The sequence below is a fragment of the Crossiella sp. CA-258035 genome, assembly GCF_030064675.1.
In the GTDB taxonomy this organism is placed as follows: domain Bacteria; phylum Actinomycetota; class Actinomycetes; order Mycobacteriales; family Pseudonocardiaceae; genus Crossiella.
The window spans coordinates 8,521,988-8,537,364 of the sequence record NZ_CP116413.1 but is presented as its reverse complement, the minus strand read 5'-3'; the positions used below and the strand labels follow the sequence as shown (position 1 = coordinate 8,537,364).

At 70.3% G+C, this 15,377-nt stretch carries 7 protein-coding genes; 4 read left to right on the top strand and 3 right to left on the bottom strand.

Annotation, left to right across the window (positions count from 1 at the left end):
• Positions 1-39: 39 nt before the first annotated feature.
• The 4 genes from N8J89_RS38545 to N8J89_RS38530 all read left to right on the top strand — a co-directional run bounded on the left by N8J89_RS38545 (position 40) and on the right by N8J89_RS38530 (position 11,219).
• Complete coding sequence (locus tag N8J89_RS38545; protein WP_283661810.1) at positions 40-405, top strand: hypothetical protein; 366 nt, start codon at positions 40-42, stop codon at positions 403-405.
• A gap of 25 nt (positions 406-430) precedes the next feature.
• Positions 431-2,944, top strand: a complete 2,514-nt coding sequence (locus N8J89_RS38540; protein WP_283661809.1) for a helicase-associated domain-containing protein — start codon at positions 431-433, stop codon at positions 2,942-2,944.
• Between the two features lie 783 nt (positions 2,945-3,727).
• Entirely contained in the window at positions 3,728-7,213 is a 3,486-nt protein-coding gene (gene rpoB / locus N8J89_RS38535; RefSeq protein ID WP_283661808.1) for a DNA-directed RNA polymerase subunit beta, read from the top strand.
• A gap of 94 nt (positions 7,214-7,307) precedes the next feature.
• On the top strand, positions 7,308-11,219 hold the full coding sequence (locus N8J89_RS38530) for a DNA-directed RNA polymerase subunit beta' (protein WP_283661807.1): 3,912 nt from the start codon (positions 7,308-7,310) through the stop codon (positions 11,217-11,219).
• Positions 11,220-11,289: 70 nt separating this feature from the next.
• On the opposite strand, the gene N8J89_RS38525 is transcribed toward N8J89_RS38530, so the two are convergent.
• Genes N8J89_RS38525 through N8J89_RS38515 form a run of 3 tightly spaced genes read right to left on the bottom strand, consistent with a single transcriptional unit; the run spans position 11,290 to position 15,359 of the window.
• Positions 11,290-12,396, bottom strand: coding sequence for an ADP-ribosylglycohydrolase family protein (locus N8J89_RS38525; protein WP_283661806.1), 1,107 nt, complete (start codon positions 12,394-12,396; stop codon positions 11,290-11,292).
• Positions 12,393-14,390 (bottom strand): glycohydrolase toxin TNT-related protein, encoded by a 1,998-nt coding sequence (locus N8J89_RS38520; RefSeq protein WP_283661805.1) that lies wholly within the window; start codon positions 14,388-14,390, stop codon positions 12,393-12,395. The genes N8J89_RS38525 and N8J89_RS38520 overlap by 4 nt, the downstream gene beginning before the upstream one ends.
• Before the next feature lie 6 nt (positions 14,391-14,396).
• On the bottom strand, positions 14,397-15,359 hold the full coding sequence (locus N8J89_RS38515; RefSeq protein WP_283661804.1) for a type VII secretion system-associated protein: 963 nt from the start codon (positions 15,357-15,359) through the stop codon (positions 14,397-14,399).
• Positions 15,360-15,377: the final 18 nt, after the last annotated feature.

The window sequence follows — 15,377 nt, the reverse complement described above, 5'->3', positions numbered from 1 at the left end:
CACGAAATGCTAACGGTGGCTGTGGCATAGTCGTCGCCCATGCGTGACTCCGAGCCCGACGGGATCACCGCGCTGACCGAGGAGCAGTTGGCGTTCCTCGCCGAGCTGCCCCCGGAGCGCAGACACGAACTGCTCGACTGGTGGCACGCCCGGCGGGCGGCCCTGGTGGCGCTGCGCGAGGACGGCAAACGCTTCGCCGACCGGCTGGACGAACTTGTCGGCGAGATGCAGGCGGAGCTGGGCGATCAGCCCAACGAGGACGCCAAGGAGTCCTTCACCGACCTGCTCACCGGACTGGCGCTGATCGCCGAGTCGGGCCGGGCTTTCGCCAGGGACGACGTGGACAGCGCCGTGGAGCTCAGCTCAGTCGCCGGTGACTACATGCGCAGGGCAGGGGAGGACTGATCACAACGCGGGAGTAGGCAGGCCGATGAAGCTCAAGGAGTACCTGCGCGGTCTCGACCGGACGGCGCTGGTGCGGTTGTTCGAGCTCCGGCCGGACGTCCTGGTCGAACCCGCGCCCCGGTACTGGGACGGCCTGGCCAAGGCCCTGTCCACCAGGACCTCGCTGGAGCTGGCCCTGCGCGAGCTGGACCAGGACGCGCTGTCGATCACCCAGGCCATCCAGGTGCTCGGTCCCTCGGCCACCCCGGCCGAGCTGGCCGGCACCCTCGCCTCACCCCGGTCGCTGGTCACCGCCGCACTGGCCCGCCTCGCCGAGCACGCCCTGGTCTGGCCGACCGCCGACGGCGGCCTGGCCTGCCCGCCCCGGCTGGCCACCTGGTGGACCGCCCCGCTCGGCCTCGGCGCCCCGCTCGCCGACCTGCTCACCCCCTGTCCACTGGCCGAGGTCCGCGCGCTGACCGTCAGGCACGGCCTGCCTGCCGAGGGCACCCGGGCCACCCTGACCCGCCGGCTCGCCGACCACCTCGGCGACCGGTCCCGCCTCACCCGCCTGCTGGCCGGCCTGCCCCGCCCGGCCGCCAAGCTGCTCACCGGCCTGCTCGCCGACCACCCGCGCGTCACCCTCACCGACGGCGAGCTGACTGACGAGGACCTGGCCGCCACCGCGGCCCCACTGCTCGAGCTCGGGTTGCTGCTGCGCAGGGGCAAGTCCGCGGCCGAGGTCCCGCGTGAGGTCGGCTTCGCCCTGCCCGAGCACCGCCGCCGCTTCCGCCTGACCGGCCCGCCCCGCCCGGCCACCAGCCCGGCCACCCCCGAGCTCGCGCGCAGCCAGGCCGCCGTGGCCGCCGCCGAGGCGGTCCGCCTGACCACCACTCTGCTGGAGCACGCCGAGGCCGAACCCATCCCCGCGCTGCTCTCCGGCGGCATCGGCACCAGGGAGCTGCGCCGCCTGGCCAAGTCCTTCGGCTGCCCACCGGAACACGCCGCCCTGTGGCTGGACCTGGCCTACGCCGCCGACCTGCTCGGCCACCACCGCGCAGGCCACCACCTGGACAGCTACGCCCCCACCGCCGCCTACGACGACTGGCGCACCCAGCCCGCCGCGCACCGCTGGACCACCCTGGTCCGCACCTGGCTGACCCTGCCCGAGGCCCCCACCCACCGCCAGACCCCCGACGGCCGCACCATCCCGCCCACGGTGCCCAACCCCGGCCCCGCCAAGGCCCAGCGCCAGGCCATCCTCACCGCCTACGCCGAACTCGCCCCGGACCAACGAGCCGCCGACCCCGCCATCCTGGCCCAGCTCGCCTGGCACGTCCCCATGCTCACCACCACCGACCACACCAGGGCGCTGGCCCAAGCCACCCTCACCGAAGCCCGCCTGTTGGGCCTGCTCTCCGAAGACCAGCTCACCGAAGCCGGCCACGCCCTCCTGGCCGCCACGGCATCCAGGCGCGCTCGCGCGGTGGCCCCGGAAGGCCGGTCGCCCGCCACCAGCCCCGCTGAAGCAGCGCCCGCCCCCAGCCCAGCACCGAACTCCGAAGCGGCCTCGCGGCCCGGGACGGCTCCCGCCTCCGGAACAGCCCTGGCCGCCGGATCAGCCCCGGATCCCGAAGCCGCCCTGCTCGCCGCCGCCACCGCCCTGCTGCCCGCCACCGTGGGCACCGCCCGCCTCCAGTCCGACCTCACCGCCATCGTCACCGGTGACCCGGCCCAGCACCTGGTCCGGCTGCTCGACACCGTCGCCGACCTGGAGACCAACAGCTCGGCCCGGGTCTGGCGGTTCTCCGCGGCCAGCATCCGGCGAGCCCTGGACACCGGCGCCACCGCCGACGGGCTGCTCGCCGACCTGGCCGAGGTGGCCGCCGGTGGCGTGCCCCAGCCGCTGGCGTACCTGGTCCGGGACGTGGCGCGGCGGCACGGGTCGATCAGGGTGGTGGACGCCGGGTGCGTGATCCACACCGCGGATGAGATCCAAGCTCTGGAGATCATGAACTCGCGGCCTGCCGAGCGGCTGGGGTTGCGGCAGGTGGCGCCGACCGTGCTGGTCAGTCCGCGGCCGCGGCCGGAGAGCCTGGCCCAGCTGCGGCGGGCCGGGTTCACCCCGGTCGGCGAGGACGCCACCGGCAATGAGGTGCCCGAGGCGCAGGAACCCCGGCGCGGACGGGCGCAGCCCGCGCCCTGGCGGCCCGAGGACCACGCCGCCACCCCGGCCGCGCTGGCCGAGGCGCTGGCCGAAGCGCCCGCGGTGGACGGGCCCCTCGACCCGGACCGCCACCTGCGGTACCAGGCGCCGGACCTGCCCGAACCCGATCGGGGCTGGCTGGCCGCTGCCATCAGCACCGGCGGGCCGGTGGAGATCTCCTACCGGAGCCCGGACGGGCCTGCCAGCCCGCGTGTGGTCAGCGACCTGACGCTGGAGCACGGCATCCTGCTCGCCTGGTGCCACCGGCACGAGACCGAGGCGCAGTTCCTGGTGGAGCGCATCGCCTGGGCCCGGCCCATCTCCGGGCCGGTGACCGCGGGGCGACCGCGTTGACCTGCGGTGATGGGCCGAGGACTGGCAACTGCCCCTAGTCAAGCGCCAGTTGGCGCATGGCCGAGGGGCCCGGAAACCGGTATCCTTGATCAAGTTCCCTGGGCAGGGTTTCCGCGGCGGGGACAGCGCAGGACCGGCCGCGTGGGGTTCGCTGGGAGTTGCCGTTCGGCGACGCGGAGTGCGCGTTCTCCGAACTGGCGGCACTGTTGACCGGGGTCGGCTGGGGTCCGGGTCACAAATTGATCAAGGTCTGGCCCGCTGACCGGGTTGGTGTCACCCGGTCGAGGGTGCGACGAGCGGTCGCTGATGGCGGGTGGAGCGTCCTCCCCGTGACGTCAGGACACAGCGTGACCAGGGGAATTCGTGCGGTGAGCGGTCGTTCTGGTCGGCAAGCGGACCAGTGTGACGTTCCTCAAGCCCTCTCGGCAAGGCCGGAATCGGGTATAGAAAACCCGCTCTTCGGGTACTTCTCCACAGGATGACCTGGTCAAACGGTTACGTGAGGTGAGTTGGCCCTGCGCCAACGGAGTGATCACCGCGTGGCATCTTGACTGCGGGCTGCGGTGGGTTCACTCTGTCCGTAAGCACGAGTTCGGGTGTCCAGTCTGGACCCCGCTCGACAGCCGCCGTCTGTGTGGCTAGACTGCCACTTTGCGCTGTCCATTTTCTGTTCACCCTGCCCAGGGTCCCGAGATGATGGCCGCGCCGCACCCTTGACAACTGCACCGGCGCGCAAGCTCCGGGGCAGCTTCCAGCCAGCAACAGTCCCTGGAAGGACGCATCTTGGCAGTCTCCCGCGCGACCAAGGCCACTGCTGCGACCAACTCCACGTCGGGGATCCCTGGGGCGCCGAAGCGGGTTTCGTTCGCGAAGATCCGCGAACCCCTCACGGTGCCCGATCTGCTCGACCTGCAGATTCAGTCCTTCGAATGGCTCGTCGGCGCCGACGAGTGGTTCCAGCGCCGCATCGATGCCGGCGATGAGGATCCGATTGGCGGCCTCGCTGAGGTCCTCAACGAGATCTCGCCGATCGAGGACTTCTCGGGATCCATGTCCCTCTCCTTCTCCGACCCGCGCTTCGACGAGGTCAAGGCCTCCGTCGAGGAGTGCAAGGACAAGGACATGACGTACGCGGCCCCGCTGTTCGTCACCGCGGAGTTCACCAACCACAACACCGGCGAGATCAAGAGCCAGACGGTGTTCATGGGTGACTTCCCCGTGATGACCGACAAGGGCACGTACATCATCAACGGCACCGAGCGAGTCGTGGTGTCGCAGTTGGTGCGGTCCCCGGGTGTCTACTTCGACACTAACGTCGACAAGACCACCGACAAGGACGTGTTCAGCGTCCGCATCATCCCGAGCCGGGGCGCCTGGCTGGAGTTCGACGTCGACAAGCGCGACACCGTCGGTGTCCGCATCGACCGCAAGCGCCGTCAGCCCGTCACCGTGCTGCTGAAGGCCTTCGGCTGGACCGCCGAGCAGATCCGCGAGCGGTTCGGTTTCAGCGAGACCCTCATGGCCACGCTGGAGAAGGACCACACCGCGGGCCAGGACGAGGCCCTGCTCGACATCTACCGCAAGCTGCGTCCTGGTGAGCCGCCCACCAAGGAGAGCGCGCAGACCCTGCTGGAGAACCTGTTCTTCAAGGAGAAGCGCTACGACCTGGCCAAGGTCGGCCGGTACAAGGTGAACAAGAAGCTGGGCCTGGACCAGCCGTTCACCACCGGTGTGCTCACCGAGGACGACATCGTCACCGCGATCGAGTACCTGGTGCGCCTGCACGCGGGTGAGACGTCCATGACCGCCCCCGGCGGTGTGGAGGTCCCGGTCGAGGTCGACGACATCGACCACTTCGGCAACCGGCGCCTGCGCACGGTCGGCGAGCTGATCCAGAACCAGATCCGGGTCGGCCTCTCCCGCATGGAGCGCGTGGTCCGCGAGCGGATGACCACTCAGGACGTCGAGGCGATCACGCCGCAGACCCTGATCAACATCCGCCCCGTGGTGGCCGCGATCAAGGAGTTCTTCGGAACCTCCCAGCTGTCGCAGTTCATGGACCAGACCAACCCGCTGGCCGGCCTGACGCACAAGCGGCGTCTGTCCGCGCTCGGCCCCGGTGGTCTCTCCCGTGAGCGGGCCGGCCTCGAGGTGCGCGACGTGCACCCCTCGCACTACGGCCGCATGTGCCCGATCGAGACGCCGGAAGGCCCGAACATCGGCCTGATCGGCTCGCTGTCCTCCTTCGGCCGGGTCAACCCGTTCGGTTTCATCGAGACCCCGTACCGCAAGGTCCGCGAGGGCCGGGTCACCGACGAGATCGACTACCTGACCGCGGACGAGGAAGACCGGTACGTGAAGGCCCAGGCCAACACGCCGATCGACGCGGACGGGAACTTCCTCGAGGACAAGGTCATGGTTCGCCGCAAGGGCGGCGAGCTGGACCTGATCCCGCCGAACGAGGTCGACTACATGGACATCTCGCCTCGGCAGATGGTGTCCGTGGCGACCGCGATGGTGCCCTTCCTCGAGCACGACGACGCCAACCGCGCGCTCATGGGCGCGAACATGCAGCGTCAGGCCGTGCCGCTGCTCCGCTCCGAGTCGCCGCTGGTCGGCACCGGTATGGAGCTGCGCGCCGCGGTGGACGCCGGCGATGTGGTGGTGGCCAACAAGGCCGGTGTGATCGAGGAGCTGTGCTCCGACTACATCACCGTGATGGCCGACGACGGCACCCGCCAGACCTACCGGCTGCACAAGTTCCGCCGCTCCAACCAGGGCACCTGCATCAACCAGAAGCCGATCGTCAACGAGGGCGACCGGGTCGAGGTCGGGCAGGTCATCGCGGATGGCCCGTGCACCCAGAACGGCGAGATGGCGCTGGGCAAGAACCTGCTCGTGGCGATCATGCCGTGGGAGGGTCACAACTACGAGGACGCGATCATCCTGTCGCAGCGCCTCGTGCAGGACGACGTCCTGACCTCGATCCACATCGAGGAGCACGAGATCGACGCCCGCGACACCAAGCTGGGCGCCGAGGAGATCACCCGGGACATCCCGAACGTCTCCGAGGAGGTCCTGGCCGACCTGGACGAGCGTGGCATCATCCGGATCGGCGCCGAGGTCCGCGACGGCGACATCCTGGTCGGCAAGGTCACGCCCAAGGGCGAGACCGAGCTGACCCCCGAGGAGCGCCTGCTCCGCGCGATCTTCGGTGAGAAGGCGCGCGAGGTGCGCGACACCTCGCTGAAGGTGCCGCACGGTGAGACCGGCAAGGTCATCGGCATCCGGGTGTTCTCCCGCGAGGACGACGACGAGCTGCCCCCGGGCGTGAACGAGCTGGTCCGGGTCTACGTGGCGCAGAAGCGCAAGATCCAGGACGGCGACAAGCTCGCCGGCCGGCACGGCAACAAGGGCGTCATCGGCAAGATCCTGCCGGTCGAGGACATGCCGTTCATGGAGGACGGCACCCCGGTCGACATCGTGCTGAACACCCACGGTGTGCCCCGTCGTATGAACATCGGCCAGATCTTGGAGACCCACCTCGGGTGGATCGCCAAGCAGGGCTGGAGCATCGACGGGAACCCGGACTGGGCCGCCAAGCTGCCCGAGGAGCTCTTCCAGGCCGACCCCGGCACGAACACCGCCACCCCGGTGTTCGACGGCGCCCGCGAGGACGAGATCACCGGTCTGCTCGGCTCGACCATGCCCAACCGCGATGGTGAGCGGATGGTCAAGGGCGACGGCAAGGCCCAGCTGTTCGACGGCCGCAGCGGCGAGCCGTACCCGTACCCGACCTCGGTCGGCTACATGTACATCCTCAAGCTGCTGCACCTGGTCGACGACAAGATCCACGCCCGGTCCACCGGCCCGTACTCGATGATCACCCAGCAGCCGCTCGGTGGTAAGGCGCAGTTCGGTGGCCAGCGCTTCGGCGAGATGGAGTGCTGGGCCATGCAGGCCTACGGCGCTGCCTACACGCTGCAGGAGCTGCTCACGATCAAGTCTGATGACGTGATCGGCCGCGTGAAGGTCTACGAGGCCATCGTCAAGGGCGAGAACATCCCCGAACCCGGTATCCCGGAGTCGTTCAAGGTGCTGCTCAAGGAGCTGCAGTCGCTGTGCCTCAACGTCGAGGTGCTCTCCAGCGACGGCGCTGCCATCGAGATGCGCGACGGCGACGATGAGGACCTGGAGCGCGCGGCCGCGAACCTGGGCATCAACTTGTCCCGGTCCGAGTCGCCTTCGGTCGACGACATCGTCAACTGACCTCGCCGCCGGCGTGGGACGGGCTGATCGCAAGCCCGTCCCGCCCCGGCCCGACTCAGCCTCTGAACCCGAACTATCAAGGGGAAGAACCGACGTGCTAGACGTCAACTTCTTCGACGAGCTCCGCATCGGACTGGCTACCGCGGACGACATCCGGCAGTGGTCCTTCGGCGAGGTCAAGAAGCCTGAAACCATCAACTACCGCACCCTCAAGCCCGAGAAGGACGGACTCTTCTGCGAGAAGATCTTCGGTCCGACCCGGGACTGGGAGTGCTACTGCGGTAAGTACAAGCGCGTCCGCTTCAAGGGCATCATCTGCGAGCGCTGTGGCGTCGAGGTCACTCGCGCCAAGGTGCGCCGCGAGCGGATGGGCCACATCGAGCTGGCCGCCGCGGTCACGCACATCTGGTACTTCAAGGGCGTCCCGAGCCGGTTGGGCTATCTGCTCGACCTGGCCCCCAAGGACCTCGAAAAGATCATCTACTTCGCCGCCTACGTGATCACGTCGGTGAACAAGGAGATGCGGCACAACGACCAGGCGACCCTGGAGAACGAGATCCAGGTCGAGCGCAAGCGCATGGAGGACAAGCGCGACGCCGACCTGGAGGCCCGCGCGCAGAAGCTGGAGGCCGACCTCGCCGAACTCGAGGCCGAGGGCGCCAAGAGCGATGTGCGCCGCAAGGTCAAGGAGGGCGGCGAGCGTGAGATGCGCCAGCTCCGGGACCGGGCCGGGCGCGAGATCGACCGCCTCGACGAGATCTGGGACACCTTCGTCAAGCTGGACGTCCAGCAGCTGATCGCGGACGAGATGCTCTACCGCGAGCTGATCGACCGCTACGGCGAGTACTTCACCGGCGGCATGGGCGCGGAGGCCATCCAGCAGCTGCTGGGCACCTTCGACGTCGACGCCGAGGCCGACAAGCTGCGCGAGACCATTCGCAGCGGCAAGGGCCAGAAGAAGCTGCGCGCGCTCAAGCGGCTGAAGGTGGTGGCCGCGTTCCAGGCCACCCGCAACAACCCGCAGGGCATGGTGCTGGACTGCGTGCCGGTCATCCCGCCGGACCTGCGTCCGATGGTGCAGCTGGACGGTGGCCGCTTCGCCACCTCCGACCTGAACGACCTGTACCGCCGCGTGATCAACCGCAACAACCGCCTCAAGCGACTGATCGACCTCGGCGCGCCCGAGATCATCGTCAACAACGAGAAGCGGATGCTGCAGGAGGCCGTCGACGCGCTGTTCGACAACGGCCGCCGTGGCCGGCCGGTGACCGGGCCGGGCAACCGCCCGCTCAAGTCGCTGTCCGACCTGCTCAAGGGCAAGCAGGGCCGGTTCCGCCAGAACCTGCTCGGCAAGCGTGTCGACTACTCCGGCCGTTCGGTCATCGTGGTCGGCCCGCAGCTGAAGCTGCACCAGTGCGGTCTGCCCAAGCAGATGGCGCTGGAGCTGTTCAAGCCCTTCGTGATGAAGCGGCTGGTCGACCTGAACCACGCGCAGAACATCAAGTCCGCCAAGCGGATGGTCGAGCGTCAGCGCTCGCAGGTGTGGGACGTCCTCGAAGAGGTCATCACCGAGCACCCCGTGCTGCTGAACCGCGCGCCCACGCTGCACCGTCTGGGCATCCAGGCCTTCGAGCCGCAGCTGGTCGAGGGCAAGGCCATCCAGCTGCACCCGCTGGTGTGCGAGGCGTTCAACGCGGACTTCGACGGCGACCAGATGGCGGTGCACCTGCCGCTGTCGGCCGAGGCCCAGGCCGAGGCCCGCATCCTGATGCTGTCCAGCAACAACATCCTCTCGCCCGCCTCCGGGCGGCCGCTGGCGATGCCGCGTCTGGACATGGTCACCGGTCTGTTCCACCTGACCAAGCTGCGCGAGGGCGCCAAGGGCGAGGGCGGCGCGTACTCGTCCCCGGCCGAGGCGATCATGGCCTACGACCTGGGCGCGCTGCACCTCCAGGCGAAGATCAAGATCCGGCTCACCGACCGGCTGCCCACCCGTGGCACCGAGCCTGAGGGCTGGGAGCCGGGTCAGGCCTGGCTGGCCGAGACCACCCTGGGCCGCGTGCTGTTCAACGACCTGCTGCCGGCGGACTACCCGTTCATCAACCGTCAGCTGCCGAAGAAGAGCCAGGCCGAGATCATCAACGACCTCGCCGAGCGGTACCCGATGGTCACCGTCGCCCAGACGCTGGACAAGCTGAAGGACGCCGGTTTCTACTGGGCCACCCGCTCCGGTGTCACCGTGGCGATCTCCGACGTGGTGGTGCCCGAGGCCAAGCAGGGTCTGCTCGACGGCTACGAGGCCAAGGCCGACCAGGTCGAGAAGCGGTACCAGCGCGGTCTGCTGTCCAAGACCGAGCGCAACAACGAGCTGGTGCAGATCTGGACCCAGGCGACGAACGAGATCGCCCAGGTCATGGAGGACAACTTCCCCGACGACAACCCGATCTCGGTGATCGTGAAGTCGGGTGCGGCCGGCAACATGACCCAGGTCCGCCAGCTGGCGGGCATGAAGGGTCTGGTCAGCAACACCAAGGGTGAGTACATCCCGCGGCCGATCAAGGCGAACTTCCGCGAGGGCTTCTCCGTGCTGGAGTACTTCATCTCCACGCACGGCGCCCGGAAGGGTCTGGCCGACACCGCGCTGCGCACCGCCGACTCGGGTTACCTGACCCGTCGTCTGGTGGACGTCTCGCAGGACGTCATCGTGCGTGAGATCGACTGTGGCACCGAGCGGGGCATCATCATGCCGCTCACCGAGCCCACGGCCGACGGCGGTTACGTCAAGCACCGCCACGTGCAGACCAGCGTGTACGCCCGCAACGCCTCCGAGGACATCTTCGACGGCGAGGGCAACCTGCTGATCGGCAAGGGCGCCGACCTCGGCGACCCGGCGATCGAGACCCTGGTCCGCGCAGGCGTGGCCAAGGTCAAGGTCCGCAGCGTGCTCACCTGTGAGTCCGCGGTCGGTGTGTGCGCGACCTGCTACGGCCGCTCGATGGCCACCGGTCAGCTGGTGGACGTCGGCGAGGCCGTCGGCATCGTGGCCGCGCAGTCCATCGGTGAGCCCGGCACCCAGCTGACGATGCGTACCTTCCACACCGGTGGTGTGGCTGGCGATGACATCACCGCTGGTCTGCCGCGTGTCCAGGAGCTGTTCGAGGCCCGCGTGCCCAAGGGCAAGGCGCCCATCGCCGACGCCGACGGCCGCGTGCAGATCGAAGAGGGCGACCGGTTCCGCAAGATCACCATCGTGCCGGACGACGGTGGTGAGGAGATCGTCTACGACAAGCTGTCCAAGCGGCAGTGGCTCGCGACGATCAGCGTGGACGGTTCCGAGCGGGCGCTCCAGGACGGCGACCACGTCACCGTCGGCCAGCAGCTGCTGGAAGGTGCGGTCGACCCGCACGAGGTGCTGCGCGTCATGGGTCCCCGTGAGGCTCAGCTCCACCTGGTCCGCGAGGTGCAGAACGTGTACCGCACGCAGAGCGTGTCGATCCACGACAAGCACATCGAGACCATCGTGCGCCAGATGCTCCGCCGCGTGATCATCATCGACTCCGGTGCCACCGAGTTCCTCCCGGGCGCACCCGTCGAGCGCAGCGACTTCGAGACCCAGAACCGCCAGATGGTGGCCGAGGGCAACGAGCCGGCCTCTGGCCGTCCGGTGCTCATGGGCATCACGAAGGCCTCGCTGGCGACCGAGTCCTGGCTGTCCGCGGCCTCCTTCCAGGAGACCACGCGTGTCCTCACCGACGCCGCCATCAACGGCAAGAGCGACAGGCTGATCGGGCTGAAGGAGAACGTGATCATCGGTAAGTTGATCCCGGCTGGCACGGGCATCAACAAGTACCGCAACATCCAGGTGCAGCCGACCGAGGAGGCACGGGCCGCGGCCTACGCGATCCCGTCCTACGACGACGGCTACTACACCCCGGACGTCTTCGGCGCCGGCACGGGTGCGGCGGTGCCGCTCGACGACTACGACTTCGGCCGCGACTACCGCTGACGAAGCCAGTCACACACGGGGAAGGCCCCGCCACCGAGTTCCGGTGGCGGGGCCTTCCCCGTTGCCGGGGCTACTTGCCGAAGGGGAAGTTCTCCAGCCAGCCGGTGGTGCTCGGCGGGCGCGGGCCGAACTCCTTCACCGCGGCGTCGGCCAGGGTGGCGATCTCCTCGCCCAGCTCCAGGTCGCGCAGCAGCGGCACCGGGATGGTGGCGGTGAAGTCGAACAGCACGCCGTAGAGGCCGCCGGTGAGCGCGCCGACGGTGGAGCTGTTGCCGGAGTGCCCGACGGCCCTGGCGATGACCTGCTCGAAGCGGTGGTCCGACAGCGTGGCCCGCACCGCCATGGCCAGTGCCTCCGGCGCCAGCAGGCCCTCGCCGAGCTCCTGCACCGAGGCCGCGGTGACCTCGGCCTCCTCACCGTGGTGGAACCAGTCCACCGCGGTCTCCAGTGCCGCGCTGACCGGCTCGTGGCCTGGCCAGCGGCGCAGCACCCGGACGGCGCTGTCCACCGCGCGCACCGGGTTGCCGATCCCGCGCAGGATCCGGTTGACGATCACCGCGTAGGCCCCGGCTGACAGGTAGGCCGACGGGTGGCCGTGGGTGAGCGCGGCGATCCGCGCGCCCAGCTCGAACACCTGCTCCTCCGCCGCGCTCCACAGCGCCGCGGCCGCCGCCCTGGGCAGCACGCCGCTTTCCGCGGAGTCGGTGACCGGGTGCTCGATGGAGCCGAACCGGCCGGTGGTCAGCACGTCCAGGGTGGTGCGGTCCGGCCAGCGCTTGGCGGCCAGCGCCGGGCGCGCCGGGAACCAGCCGTCCGCGCCGCCGACATCGGGCTGCTGGGTGCGCAGCCAGCGCCGCAGCGCGGCCTTGACCTCCGGCAGCGGGTCGGCCGCGCCGGTGCGCCTGCGCCGGAAGTGCGCCCGGATCAGCCCGTCCAGCACGAACAGCGACAGCTGGGTGTCCGCGGTGATCCGGCCGGCGCCGCCGAAAGCGGGCGGGTACTCCCCGGGGAAGGCATCCCCGTGTGTGGCCGCGAACGACTCCAGGCTCTCGAACTGCACGCCCGCCCCGACCGCGCCGCCGATGGCCTGCCCGGCGAAGCAGCCGATGACCGCCTGCCGCGCCCGGCCCAGCCGGTCGCCGCCGGGCAGCCCGGTCTCGGCGACGGGCGCGCTCACTGCCGTGCCTCGCCGGGCGGGATCTCCACGATCAGGCCGGAGGCCAGGTACTCGCGCAGCGGCTTGGGCAGGAAGTACACCCGCGCGCCACCGGGCTGACGCTCGTCCGCCCTGGTCACCGCACCGAGCATCTTCCAGTCGCCGCCGGCCAGCCGGAACCGGCCGTACGGTCCCTGCGCGAACTCCGGCGGCAGGGTGGTCCGCTCGAAGCCGGTGCCCGCGTCGAAGATGGTGTTGCCGTCCGGCCCGCCGAAGCGCTCGATCTCGTGGCCCTCGCGCAGGATCAGCGAGTCGATCTGGTCGTAGGCGGCCAGCCCGGGGTCCCCGCCCATGGCCTGGATGGGCGCCTCCTCCGGCAGCAGCGGCTCGTCCTCGGCGCGCTGCAGGTTCGGGTAGTTCAGGTACAGCTGCCCGATCAGGTAGGTCGCGGCCTGGGACACGTCGTCGAAGCGCGCCTCCAGCTCCTTGCGCTGCTCGTTCGCCCACCACCAGAACACCGAGAACCGGTCGTCCCGCTCGCGCACCACGCACCAGGCCTCGTCGGCGTACTCGCCGAAGCTGACGTAGCGGCGGCTGACGCTGAACCGGACGCAGAAGTCCCGCACCGCGAACCGAGCTCGCTCCCAGTCGTCCTTGGCGCCGGGGTGCCGCTCCGGCATCTCCATGACCACCGAGGTCGCCTCCTGGGCGACCAGCTTGGGCACCGAGGCCGGCGGCTCGTAGAACCGGGACCGGATGTGGTTGACCAGCTCCAGCGGCGGGGTGACCCCGTGCTCGCGCAGGTAGTAGGCGAGCGCGCCGGGCCAGACCCAGCGGCCGTCGGTGTGGTAGGTCATCGGCACCAGCGACTCGCGCTCGGGGTGCAGCAGGTCCGGCGCGAAACCGCGCGAGGACAGCACGACCGGCGCCTCGCTCAGGTAGCTGATGACGTTGAGCCGCTCCTGGGCGGGCAGCACGGGCCGGTACGCGCGGGGCGGCTCGCCCTCGGCGAAGTAGTCGAACAGCCGGGCCATCGCCAGCTCCGACCGGACGGGCTTGCCGACGGTGCGGCCCGCCTCGCCGCTCAGGCTGGTCATGGCCTGGCGGGCCAGCTCCTGCTGCCGGCGGTGCGCGGCGCGCAGCAGCCAGTCCGGGGTGTGGTCGCTGGCCCGGGGCAGCGTCTGCAGCTCCTGCCGGTGCTCGGGGTCCAGGTTCAGGTACGCGGTGAACGGCCACTCCGGCTCCGCGTGGAACTCGAAGTCGGCCACCGGTTCCGAGCCCGCGACCAGCCGGTAGTCGGCGGTGAACCAGGCGCCCGCGCCTGGCTGGTAGGTCGCCAGCCGGAGCCGGTACAGCCACTGGCTGACCTGCGGTGGCGGCGACCAGTAGTACTCCTCGCCGTCGGCCAGGGTGACCACCGTGGTCAGCTGCATGTGGGCGGCCAGGGCGTGGCAGACCACCCCGATGGCCTGCCAGCCTTCCGGCGCCAGCGCGGTCAGCGCCGAGGTGAGTCCGGCCAGCAGCGGCGCCGGGTCCGGCTGGCCGGTGCCAGACAGCTCGGCCTGCTCCACTGGCAGCGGGAACTGCCGCCAGTCGAGGGTCCCGCCCATCCCGGTCCAGCGCAGCTGCACGACCTTGCTGATCCGCTCGACCGGCTTCTGACCGCGGATGAGGGACCGGTCGTAGATCTCCAGCCCGCGCTGGGCCGCCGACTCGGTGTCCAGGGTGAGGCCGCCCGGCCAGACCACGGGCACCAGTTCGGTCTGCTCGTCGTAGCCCACCTCGTACGGCTCGTCGTCGATGAAGCCGATGGTCTGCAGCTCGAACCGGGACTCCAGCAGCGGGGCCGCCACCGGCCTGCCGAAGGTGCCGTCGGGCAGGCGCTCGAAGTCGCCGTCGGGCGCGCCGCCGTCCAGTGGCACCAGGTAGAGCTGCTTGCCAAGGCGTCGTCGCAGGTACGGCGTGTCCTGCCAGTAGGCGAACTCGCCGTTGTAGGTCCGCTGCTTGATGATCATCTTCGGTCAGCTCTCCCCTTGGGCGGGCACGCCCCGCACTCCGTCGCCCGCGGCGAAGTCGATCAGATCCTGGAGCGGGATGGTGGCCGACAGCGCGCCGGCCACTCCCGCGTTGAGGCGGAGCCGCACTCCGCCGAGGTCCAACAGCTGGTCGCCGCGGGCCTGCTGGCACCGGGTCCAGCTCTCCGGCAGCCGTTCCGCCGAGGTGCACGCGTCCAGCACCAGCCCGCCCGGCTCCTCGGCCAGGAACAGCTCGCCGGGGTGGTCCGGGTACTCGACCATGACCAGCTCCCAGTCGAGCAGGGTGCGCAGCGCGGTCTCCCTCGGTCCGTAGCCGGAGAGGGCCAGCTCAAGATCGCGTTCCAGCTGGTTGGTCGGCCGCGGCCAGCCCAGCGCCTGCGGGCCCGGCCGGTAGCTGGGGTTCGGCGCCCACTCGCCGAAGTTGCCGTCCTCGTCCACCCGGTAGCCGCCGCGCACGCCCCAGGGCGGCACCACGCCGTTGGTGTCGAACTCGGCGTCCACCGAGTACAGCCAGCTGTTCGGCTGGTGCCGGGCCACCGCGCGCATCTCCTCGGTGACCTCCGGCGGCTCGCCCGCGGCCGGGGTGTGCTCCTCGGAGAGCGCCTCCTGCTCGGCCACGGTGCCGACCAGCGCGGGATCGGCGGGACCGAACAGGAACAGGCTCGCGCCGACCGCGGTGGCCTCCGGGTGGTGCACCTCGGTGCCGCTGGACCAGTTGCGGACCTGGCCCAGGCAGACCACGTCCCGCCGGGCGCCGTGCACGGCCAGGAACCACTCCGCCGCCTCCAGCTCCCGCCGCACCCGCAGCAGCGCCTCGAACACGTCGTGCGCGGTGGCCTCGGCCACGCCCCACGGCCCGTGCACGCGCACCGAGGCGTCCTCGGTCTCGCTGCCACGCCGGTACTCCACCCGCGCGGGGACGAGCTCCGCCCCTCGGAAGGCGGTCACCTCGATGCTGTGCGGACC

Bases quoted from the DNA above. Each gene is read 5' to 3' on its own strand.
- N8J89_RS38545 (WP_283661810.1), top strand. From the start codon at position 40: ATGCGTGACTCCGAGCCCGACGGGATCACCGCGCTGACCGAGGAGCAG.
- N8J89_RS38540 (WP_283661809.1), top strand. From the start codon at position 431: ATGAAGCTCAAGGAGTACCTGCGCGGTCTCGACCGGACGGCGCTGGTG.
- N8J89_RS38520 (WP_283661805.1), bottom strand. From the start codon at position 14,390: ATGATCATCAAGCAGCGGACCTACAACGGCGAGTTCGCCTACTGGCAG.